The organism is Nostoc sp. (genome assembly GCF_036918245.1).
GTDB lineage: Bacteria > Cyanobacteriota > Cyanobacteriia > Cyanobacteriales > Nostocaceae > Nostoc.
Map to the genome: position 1 here is coordinate 1 of NZ_JBALEF010000012.1, position 10,145 is coordinate 10,145.

The following is a 10,145-nucleotide window of genomic DNA, read 5'->3' on the forward strand; positions in this document are numbered from 1 at the left end:
TGATTGACTTTTTTGCACAAGCACTGCTGGCTAATTCTAATAATTATCTGTCTCGGCCATCACTGCTTCCTAAATATTAGACCTGAATCCTTACCCTTTTTCTTTTCTTTGTCGTTGCAATGCTTCTTCGTACCACTCTAATTCATCCAAAAATTGACTGACTCTTTTGGTCAAAGCAGCTTCCTGTGAAGTACCTGCTTCATTCAGAGAGTCTCCAATTTTAGAAATAGCGAAAATGCTTGAAATAGTAGGCATTCCCATCTCTGACAGAAAAGCGCGTAACTGGATGCCTGCCCGCACTCCTCCAAAGCTACCAGCTGAGTAGCAAACAATATCAGCAGGACGGAAAATATTTTGGCTATACAGTAGATAAATTATTGCCCAGAGCAATCCTATGATTGCTGAGATTCCTACTTGTATTGTTGTACAAAAAATTATCCCTTTCATCACTTTTTTTGCGGTCTTAGCTATGGGTAAACATATAAGGTTCAGACTTGAATGGCACTAATAAAAGCTAAAAGGCTTGTGTAACCTTGTTCCCAGTCTTCAGACTGGGAACGAGTTCCAAGAGGCTCTGCCTCTAGTCAAGAAAGAGGAGGCGGAGCCTTCCAAAATGGTTTCCCAGCCTCCAGGCTGGGAACGAGGCAACACAAGACTTTGGATTTATCTTAGTGCTATTCACATCTGATTCAGTCATTGCCTAGCATTATCGCTCTACCCCTCATCTGGTTGGATAACTATAAGAAACAGCAATGAATTAACTCAGCGAAATCAGTCAGCTTGAAATTTGAAGTGTCAAGATAAATCTGACTCGCTAGGATGATATTAGAAATTTATAGCATTTGAGTATGACCAAGCAAGACACTCCACTTACGGGAGACGCGCCCATTAAAGAAGTCTGTCGGCGGATTCGAGTAGCCCGCAGCTATTGGGATGCTCACAACAATGCTGCTTGTCGGGGCGAACGCGATCGCGCCTTAGCCCTTTACAACACTCTAACTAAGGAACAAAAAGACCAGATTCCGCAAGTGTTGCGGGTGTGGTTGCGTTACCGGAGTGAGAAATATTTTGGCGCACACCGAACGCCGCCAAAGTCAGCACGAAAATCAAAATATATCTAATCTCCAACTATCAAATCTATAGTCACTCACCTGAAGACCAGCGTATAGGTAACAGTGTACCCACGCTAAAAACCACAGCTAACCCCACCCATACCAAACATTCCCCAAGGTACTAAGCCTTCCAGCGGATTCACCACACGCGCAGTGTTTATGGGTTGTTTAGGATTGTAACGTACCACCACCATCTGGCCGTTGCTGGAGCGGTAGGACTCATAATTGCCTGTAAAGCGAGTGCGTTTACCGTTGGCTAGAAACTCGATAACTGGCGCATAGGTTTCTTTTTGCTCATTGTTGTTCGTACTGCTGCGATCGCGACGACTGATGCTGTCTACCACCGTGCCGCGTGTTTCGTTTAGGGTTGCACTTTCGTGGGCGATGATGTTACGTACCCAAAAACCGCCCCCAATGAACAGCAATCCAATGGCCAGCCCAATACTTGCGCTTAGTTTGTCGTCAAAAGTGTTTTGGTGAGGTTTGAAATTCATGGGTTTGACGATGGCACAACAATAAATTTCATCACAGCATCTCGACTAGAGCTTACATTTGAAACATTTTTATTTGGCACTACTAACCTTATAACTGCGTCAAATATCTTGCAGCTAAATTACTGCATCAGTTTTCCTGGTGTAGCAATTTAACGTTTATATGGTATTAAATATAACCAATTAACCTCATTTAGTAAGCAGAAGTAATGACAATTCAGTTTTGGGAAAAAAGTAGAAAAATTAATGCAACTCTAACTAACTTACTATTTAAGCCTGTACACAGACAAGTACTACTAGGTCTAAGCAAGCTACACGTAGCGAGTCAAGAAACATCGCCGGGGCTTTTGAAAAAGCGTCTGCTGCCATTATTATGTCTGATATCATTTTTTCTGGTATTGTTACTCAACAGCTTTGCCCCTGCCGTTGCCCAACTACCTCCTCAACCTCGTCAGGAAATTCGGGGAGTGTGGCTAAGTGGTAACGATTTTAGCGTTTTTAGAAATCGTTCACAGGTGCAAGCAGCCATGAGCCAACTGCGGCAGTTAAACTTTAATACTGTTTATCCCGTAGTTTGGAATGATGGTTATACACAATACCCCAGTGCCATCATGCAGAAAATGGGTATTCCCTTTTTCTTTAAGGGAATAGATGGACAAGATGTAATTGCAGACATTATTACTCAAGCCCGTAGCCAAGGATTACTAGCAATACCCTGGTTTGAATTTGGTTTTATGGTTCCTCTAACTTCGGAACTTGCATCACAGCATCCAGATTGGCTAACACAAAAAGGGGATGGGACTCAAACTTCAATTAGTGCTGCGGGTGAAGTAGCGTGGTTGAATCCCTTTCACCCGGAAGTGCAAAATTTTATCCGCGAACTCGTCATGGAAGTTATGACTCAATACGATGCTGATGGCATTCAATTTGACGACCATCTGAGTTTACCTGTAGAATTTGGTTACGATAAGTACACGATAAGTCTATATACTCAAGAAACTGGCAATCCTCCTCCACCCAATCCCCAAGCCCAAGCATGGATAAAATGGCGGGCAGATAAAATTACTGCATTCATGGTAGACCTCTACCAAACGCTGAAAGCCAGAAAACCAAATGCTATTTTTTCAGTTGCTCCTAATTACTATAATTTCGCCTATAAAATGCAACTGCAAGACTGGCTCAACTGGGTACGGTTGGGTATTGTCGATGAGTTGGTTATGCAGGTGTACCGTAATGATTTGGAAAGTTTTATCGCTCAAATTACCCGCCCAGAAATTTTAGAAACCCAACAAATCATCCCAACTGGTATTGGTATTATGGCGGGGTTACGAAATCGCCCTGTTTCCATACCACAAATCCAATCCCAGGTAGAAGCAGTGCAACAACGCGGTTTAGGTATCGGCTTTTTCTACTACGAAAGCCTTTGGGATATCGCCCCTGAACCAGCAGCGCAACGCCAGTCGGCATTTGCGGCTCTTTTCCCAAATTCAGCGTTGCGCGATATCTCGCAAAATACACCCCGCAAGCCAACTTTTAACACCATATCCTTACCTTTATATCCAAAACCTTCCCTTGGGCAAAGTGTTCGCGGCTATTTTTTGGAAGTTGTGATCGCAAATGGTCAACCAAAACGTATTTTATTAGATACAGGGTCAGCAGGGCTAAGAGTTCCCAAAGAGTTTTTAGGTAATTCTCCGATCCAAAGAACAGGTCAAAATATCAAGGAAGTATTAAGTGATGGTACTATCCTGGAAGGAGAATTAGTTTACACTAATGTTCGGTTTGGTTTGATTCCCACCGCCGAACCTATTCCCGTACAGGTTGTTACTAATCGCCAATGTACTGCCCAAAAACCTAAATGTTCAGCAAATAGTGGTGTACCATTTTCTGGAATTATCGGTGTTAACTATTTTGAAAAATCACTTCCCTATAACCCGTTGAGAAAATTACCAGGTAATCTGAGTAACGGATTTATCGTCGTTGGCAATGGTGGTAGTAACAACAATGGCAGCCTAATTCTCGGTTTAACTGCTGAGAATCAAGCAGGTTTCAAAATGGCTTCTTGGAGTCAACAACCCGAAATTAATGGTGTACCCGGTAAAAGATGGGACTCTCGACTGAGCAAAGTTTGTTTAACTCTTGCTGGGAGTTCTGCGAAAAATTTGTGTAATAGCAGAGCGATCGCTGATACTGGAACTATTAATGGTTTGACTGAATTCAAGTCAGCTTCTACAGCAGGTAAACTCAAACCAGGAGTATTAGGGTTAGCAAATGCTGTGAAAGTAGGAATTAATGGCATTTTTGATTACAGTTTGACACCAGGAACCCGTAACGGATTTAATCGCTGGAATTTGAGTATCTCGCCACAGGCAGAACTGACTATATTTGTAAATCCTGGAATCGCCTTGTTTGATAAATACGATGTACTCTTTGACCAAGTTAATGGTAAACAGGGTTTTCGCAGTCGGCCTTAAGAAGAAATTAAATTTTGCGTCCAGTGGACAGTTAAACATTGTCCACTGGACTAATAAAATGTGACAAAAAGCTCAACTCCTGCGCCTGTACAACCATTATTATGTAAGCCTTTCAGCCATTTTGATTATCTTTGTGTGCGGTTGTAAAACCAACGATTTGTATATCCAAGAGCAATACCTATTCCTTCGACACCGAGACGTTTTTCAGAACTAGGCAGCATATAAACGTCTAAAAAAGAATTGCCAAGAGGGATATCACAAGCAAGTGAAAACCAGTGCTTATCCCTGACTTAAATAGTTTTTCAACTTCATCATAAAGATTTACTTGATTCTTTTTTAAGGTAATCACGTAATCGGCGTTTTGTTGTGTAATTAACTTCACAATTTCTTTCTGGCATAAAATATTTCTATCTTGCTGAATATCAATTTCTTGACTATTACCCAAAATTGCCAATATTCTAACTTTATTTTTTTTCTGTTTGGGTAATGGCATTACTCACTCATATTTTGGAGTACTTACAGCAACTTCGCATAATTGGTAATGCTCAATAAAATTCCACAAATGCCAAGGTAGCCGTTGCAGAAGATAATCGCTTGCTTCAATAATAACTTTAAATTATTCATCTAAAGCCAATTTCTCTCATAATTTTTGGTCGATTGGGCGAAACAAATCAGAGTTTAGCCAAGAATTGATTGCTTCATATAACTATTTTTGAACTTCACTAAAATGTAGTTCACTAACTTATTTAAACCTGTCGATTCTACTTTGATTCCCGAACGAATCACGAATCGTTTATTAAGTGCTTGATATATTAATTGAAAGCGTTTATAGAGTTCAGCTATTTTTGGTGCAGGAGGTAAACTACCTATAAATTTTATCGGACGAGAGTTGTTAGTTTCCTACAAGTGTGCAGTTACAGGAAAAAAGCCATCCTTCCAGTTTATTGTCTAATACATACTGCTATATAAGCACAGCAACAGAGCCTGCCTTGTAGCAAGCAGCAGTTAGAATCACTGTGGCTTTTAGCCCAGTAAAAGTCAATCACTAGGTAGAACAAACTGACCAAGGAATTGATTAGCTGCCGTGACTCACTCAAAGCTAACGTCAGCGAACAGGGTGAGAAGCTGCTAGGTGGTAAACACATCCAAGGCAAGCTGATGAGCAAAGTAGTTAACTTACTGTTCAATGAATTGTGTAAAGTGATTCCTGTGACCTGATGTTAAAACCCTTCATACAAGTGAAGGGTTTTGAAACCTAAACTTTCACTTACCCTGAACGTTGAAACACTACTGAAAGATTATTAGCTGGCATTTGGTAAATCTGTTGCAAGATCAAATTTTGTGCCTTAGCTACTGCTATGACATCATCCAAGTTACGCACACCCCACTCTGGGTTTTCAGTGCGTAAATATTCGTCAAAAGCTGCATTACTCGCAGCTGTATGTTCTCCACCTTGTTTGAAGGGACCATACAAATAGAGGATACCTCCTGCTTTTAGGATACGACCTGCCCCTGCCATTAACCCTAGACAGGCTGACCAAGGTGAAATGTGAATCATGTTGATGTTGACAATGGCAACAATTGGCTTCGTATTCAGCCAATCAAATCCACCATTTTCCACAGCCCAAACTGGTTCTCTTACATCTAGCTCAAGCGGTGCATAAACGTTATCACATACATTGTGTTCAGTCCATGAAATAATGCTGGCTCTTGATTGTGGATTTACATCGGTTGGGAGCCACAGATAATCTTTGAGCCTGGATGCAAAAAAGACTGCGTGTTCACCAGTACCACTTGCTATTTCTAAAATAGTGCCGCTCTCCGGCAACACTTGTAAAAGTACTTCTAGAATTGGTTCGCGGTTACGCTCGGTTGCTGGTGCGTATTTTCGTGCGTCTTGTGGTGTCATTTGGATCGTTATATTTATAATTAATACTACGCAATCTGAAATGTTGGAGTGAATTGCTTTGCAGTGGAATGCCCAACAAAGTCAGAGCGAACGCCAGGAGACGAAGATAAATAACTTTTGACTACAATCAATCGTTAGTTCGCTTTTAGCGAGAGGCTTTGATTAATTTGGCTCTCTAGCTCAAGAAAAATTTTCCAGAGATTGGATCTTGCTTGAGGGATTGAATAAAATCCCTCAAAGTCATCATGCTGCCTGTTAAGGTGAACTTAGGAGTGCCATTTTGAGCAACGATTCTCACTTCACTGTCTTGGATCTGAATCTTATTTTTAATCTTATCCCATAGAGCATCGAAGCTCTCATCATCCTTACAACCATTGGCTTCAAGGAATTTTTGGCGTACTTCTGTTTTTAGTGCCAGTGCTTCTGCTGCTTGAGTACGTGCCTCAAAGTGCTTAACTACATCTTCATAGGCACTTTCTCTCAGAGTTTTGTTTTCAGCCTGAACTTGTTCTAACTGAGTTTTGATAGCTTTGAGTTGGGATGCTAAAGCGGCTGATTTTTGATATTCAGCTTTTAAGGCTTGCTTTGCATTGGCTAACAAGGTTTTATAATCTAACTGATCTTGATCTTGATTTTTTTCGGATTGCATTTTTATCTCTTGCTCAGCACATTTTCGTTGATCAACTCTCGTCAGTTATATAACAAAACTGGCGAGAGCTTAGTAAATATTGTCTGTGTTATCTGAGTGTCAGCTATTTCACCAATAATGGTGATTCAGAGTGAGGATTCTCCTGAATACTACTCAAACTAGAACTAATGTGGGAGCGGATAGCTCGTTCATAAACACTAGTCTGCTGAGTGCGTACCCCTACAGCCTGATATATTAAGTTAACTTCTGGAAACTCAGACCAATACATTAAAAAGATGTCTTTAGCTGGAGTAATAATTTCATAATTATTCTCTTGTCTTTTCTTTCTAAGTTTACAATTATTTAGTTGTAATTTTTGTCTGAATAGTTTTTCAAATTCTGGAATTAAATCTGAAGTAGTTTTCATGGTTAATACACGTTAAAACGTGCTAATTATGCAAAGACTATCTGGTGATATTAGTAAGTATGACACTTCAGATACCTCTTACAATATAGTGTATCAGTTATCGGGTCTTTGAGAAGGTTATTCAGAGGCAGGGTCACTTGTTGGCGTAACCTCTCATAGAGAAGAGGCTGTGCGATCGCTGGAACCTTTTAATCAGGATTGTTGTGGTACAAGTATACTATTTACTAACTTATACTTACCAAAAGTTTGCCTGCTTGTAATGTTATGTCAGTATAGCTAATACAGCCGAAAGTTTGCCTACCTTTAACCAGTTGCTCAGAACAACTTGTCTGCCTATTGTCTGCTGAATTGAGATGGTAGCTGGATTTACGCGCCCACTGTACTAGTTAGCAGAAACAAGAGAGTATAATTACACTACTAAATCATCTTTGGGGTAAAACCTTGCGAGGTATTCACTACCCAATACTGTTTGGTTAAGGCAAGAGACGTGATGAATCACCACCTTTATAATAATCAGTCTTTCGTCTTGACGGCGATTTATCGGGTCTTTATGATGATTTATGGCATCTTTAGCGAGCTAGAATTTTCATCAAAAAACCTTAACCGAACCGTATTGATTCACTACCTACAGGCTACAGCCTGGGCCTTCAAGACCCTCTGCAAAACTGATTAATTCCAAGTACTCTGGATTTTCCACAAGCTTTTTAGCAGCCAGCAATCCGGCAATGCTCCAAGTTTGATAAATTCGGGCTTCTTTGCCAATTAAACGACCATTGTTGCCATCATAGTATTCCGGGAATTTATCTCTAAATAAACGCCTTTCGGCAATAGCGATCGCTGCTTGAGCAAGTTCTGTTCGACCTGCTTTCAGTGCCGCAGCGGTAAATAACCACAGTAAAACGGGCCAGTTCCCGCCGTTGTGATAAGACCAAGCCCTATTTTTAGAGTCACATCCTGTAACAATTTTCCACTCTAAACCTTCCAAAGCGGGAAAGCAAATTTTAACAGGCATATAGCCGATCAAGTCTTGCCAACGTTGGGCGAATAAATTCATAATGCTTTGAGATTCTTTAACGCTTGCTAAGGAAGTTAAGATTGCCATCAGATTTCCCAGAGCAAAAAAGCGAAAATCTATCCGTCCCGGCCCCAGATTTCCCGCTAAATATCCTCCAGTTTCGGGCAACCACTCGGTCAACCAACTAGGAATTGATTCTGAGTTGATGTTGAATTTATTAACAATTTCTTTACCAAATTCGTTATCTTTGTAACGATAGATTTCCCCCAGTCGCTTTAGGTCTAGCCAATAATAGTTGCGGATATGATATTTCAAAGATCCCAATCGCCTATTGACTTTGCTAAAATAGCTATCGCCATCCCCATCTGGTAAAAGCAATTCACTAGCAGCCCTCAAAGACGCGTAGAATAAGACCTGAATTTCTAAAGGATGTTCGTAAACTCCCATACGACGGTCAATCATAAACGCGCCATCGGGAACTAACATTGTTGGATACATGGAAAACCGATGTACTAAGCAAAGATCCAAAATTAGTTTGATTCCAGCTTGAAAATCGGGCTGACGCGCTAGTGACAAATCGCCTGTAGCTTTTTCATAAGCTCGTAGCAAGAGAATCCACCACATACAAGAATCAATTGGGGGAACACGAGCGATCGCTTGCTCTCCAAAATCAGCGACCAAAAATTCCTCATTCCCCTTAGAATGGACTTTGAAACTGGCAGGCATTAATCCCGCTCCCGGTTCAAAGCAGTCTATCTGCTTTTCATGACTTTGTAATTTCAGTGTTTCTACTAAGAAGTTACGCACAATCTCTGCTTTGCCGTGCATGAGAAACACCAAGGCAGAAGGGACAAAATCGCGGAGGAAGCACTGGTCATAATTGAGTGCATCTGACTCCGGATCGTGGGCAGCTACAGTCCCAATGGGTTTTCCTTGGTAATAAATTACGGATTCTTCCAATAATTCCCAGGCTTCTGTTTCCATCTGACTGTTCTTATCGATCGCGCTAGTCATGGGCGTTTAATTCCACTAATGGTATGTATCGGCTTAATGTGGAAAGTACGCCAGCCTAACCTCAAGCTGACCAAGATTCCCGGAAGTCAGCATATAGAGTCAATCCACCATCTACAAATAGCGTTTGTCCAGTGATGTAGGCGGCTTCATCCGAAGCTAAAAAAGCTACTGCGGCTGCCATCTCCTCACAGGTGCCAGCACGTCCCATTAGGATGTGACTTTCCACGATCGCCTTTTTTTCAGGATCATCTATCCAGGCTTGATTCATTCGCGTGATTGTTGCTCTGGGGCCAATGGCATTGACACGAATACCAAGGCTTGCATATTCCAAAGCTAAAGTTTTGGTTAGGTTTTCCATCCCGCCTTTGCTAATGGAATAACTGATATACATCGGTCGCCCAATAATTTCGTGAACGCTGGAAATATTAATAATCACCCCCGGACGATTAACAGACAGGAGGTGTTTAATAGTTTCACGGGCGCAGAGATAAGCACCCCGGAGATTGACTGCAATTACCCGGTCAAAGTCTGCTGTGGTAACTTCGTGGGATGGACTTTCTGTTTGAATGCCAGTATTATTAACTAGAATATCTAAACTGCCAAATTCCTTTACTACAGTGTTGACCATCTCAACAATGTCTGATTCTTGGGAAACATGTCCTTGAAGCAGTAGCGACTTCACACCACAATTTTCGATATTTCCGCAGGATTTTTGCAATGCCATCTCTTCCGTGTCTGCCGCGGCTTCAGGGTATGAGCGGTAATTGATGGCGATGTTGCACCCTTGTTGAGCGAGTCTGATAGCGATCGCCTGACCGATACCGGAAGTTGCACCTGTAATTAAAGCATTCTTTCCTTTTAAGCCTATCATATTTCCTCCCAAAGCTGCCCTGATTTGAATTTGCACCAGTCAAACAATTTTGGATTTTAGATTACTTTTTAGTACATTTAAAACTGGTACTGTCAACCCCCATTAGAGTCAGGGTAAACGCAAGAAAAATGACATGATAATATCCTAGGGAAATCCAGTCGTGTAGGTATTTCCAATGGTTGTAGGATTTGGGACATCATCTGA

At 41.3% G+C, this 10,145-nt stretch carries 9 protein-coding genes and 2 pseudogenes; 3 read left to right on the top strand and 8 right to left on the bottom strand.

Translation table 11 applies throughout. The features are described from left to right. Nucleotides 1-90: 90 nt before the first annotated feature. Nucleotides 91-447 carry an NADPH-dependent FMN reductase gene (locus tag V7L12_RS02420; protein WP_335081806.1) on the bottom strand — a complete coding sequence of 119 codons (357 nt, stop codon included), beginning with the start codon at nt 445-447 and terminating at the stop codon, nt 91-93. Nucleotides 448-848: 401 nt separating this feature from the next. On the opposite strand from V7L12_RS02420, the gene V7L12_RS02425 reads away from it, so the two are divergent. Continuing rightward, nucleotides 849-1,121: a Precorrin-3B methylase gene (locus V7L12_RS02425; RefSeq protein WP_334922651.1), complete on the top strand. Its 273-nt coding sequence runs from the start codon at nt 849-851 to the stop codon at nt 1,119-1,121. 65 nt (nt 1,122-1,186) lie between these two features. Here the strand turns inward: V7L12_RS02425 and V7L12_RS02430 are convergent, their stop codons facing one another. Next, entirely contained in the window at nt 1,187-1,606 is a 420-nt protein-coding gene (locus V7L12_RS02430) for a DUF3592 domain-containing protein (RefSeq protein ID WP_335081808.1), read from the bottom strand. Between the two features lie 206 nt (nt 1,607-1,812). Between V7L12_RS02430 and V7L12_RS02435 the strand changes: the two genes are divergently transcribed. Beyond that, nucleotides 1,813-4,077, top strand: a complete 2,265-nt coding sequence (locus tag V7L12_RS02435; RefSeq protein ID WP_335081811.1) for a family 10 glycosylhydrolase — start codon at nt 1,813-1,815, stop codon at nt 4,075-4,077. Between the two features lie 268 nt (nt 4,078-4,345). Here V7L12_RS02435 and V7L12_RS33075 read toward each other — a convergent pair. Continuing rightward, nucleotides 4,346-4,474 (bottom strand): annotated as a pseudogene (locus V7L12_RS33075) (ISAs1 family transposase); the annotation flags it as partial. Between the two features lie 656 nt (nt 4,475-5,130). Between V7L12_RS33075 and V7L12_RS33080 the strand changes: the two are divergent. Next, a pseudogene (locus V7L12_RS33080) lies at nt 5,131-5,295 on the top strand (IS110 family transposase); the annotation flags it as partial. 49 nt (nt 5,296-5,344) lie between these two features. Here the strand turns inward: V7L12_RS33080 and V7L12_RS02445 are convergent. The 5 genes from V7L12_RS02445 to V7L12_RS02465 form a co-directional block, all read right to left on the bottom strand. Further along, a complete protein-coding gene (locus V7L12_RS02445; protein WP_335081814.1) occupies nt 5,345-5,986 on the bottom strand; it encodes a DUF938 domain-containing protein in 642 nt (213 codons plus the stop codon). Between the two features lie 175 nt (nt 5,987-6,161). Next, nucleotides 6,162-6,635 (bottom strand): hypothetical protein, encoded by a 474-nt coding sequence (locus V7L12_RS02450; protein WP_335081815.1) that lies wholly within the window; start codon nt 6,633-6,635, stop codon nt 6,162-6,164. Nucleotides 6,636-6,738: 103 nt separating this feature from the next. After that, nucleotides 6,739-7,041 (bottom strand): hypothetical protein, encoded by a 303-nt coding sequence (locus V7L12_RS02455; protein ID WP_292810531.1) that lies wholly within the window; start codon nt 7,039-7,041, stop codon nt 6,739-6,741. A gap of 625 nt (nt 7,042-7,666) precedes the next feature. Continuing rightward, a complete protein-coding gene (locus V7L12_RS02460) occupies nt 7,667-9,070 on the bottom strand; it encodes a glycoside hydrolase 100 family protein (RefSeq protein WP_335081818.1) in 1,404 nt (467 codons plus the stop codon). A gap of 61 nt (nt 9,071-9,131) precedes the next feature. Beyond that, nucleotides 9,132-9,941: a glucose 1-dehydrogenase gene (locus tag V7L12_RS02465; protein WP_335081820.1), complete on the bottom strand. Its 810-nt coding sequence runs from the start codon at nt 9,939-9,941 to the stop codon at nt 9,132-9,134. Nucleotides 9,942-10,145 lie beyond the last annotated feature (204 nt).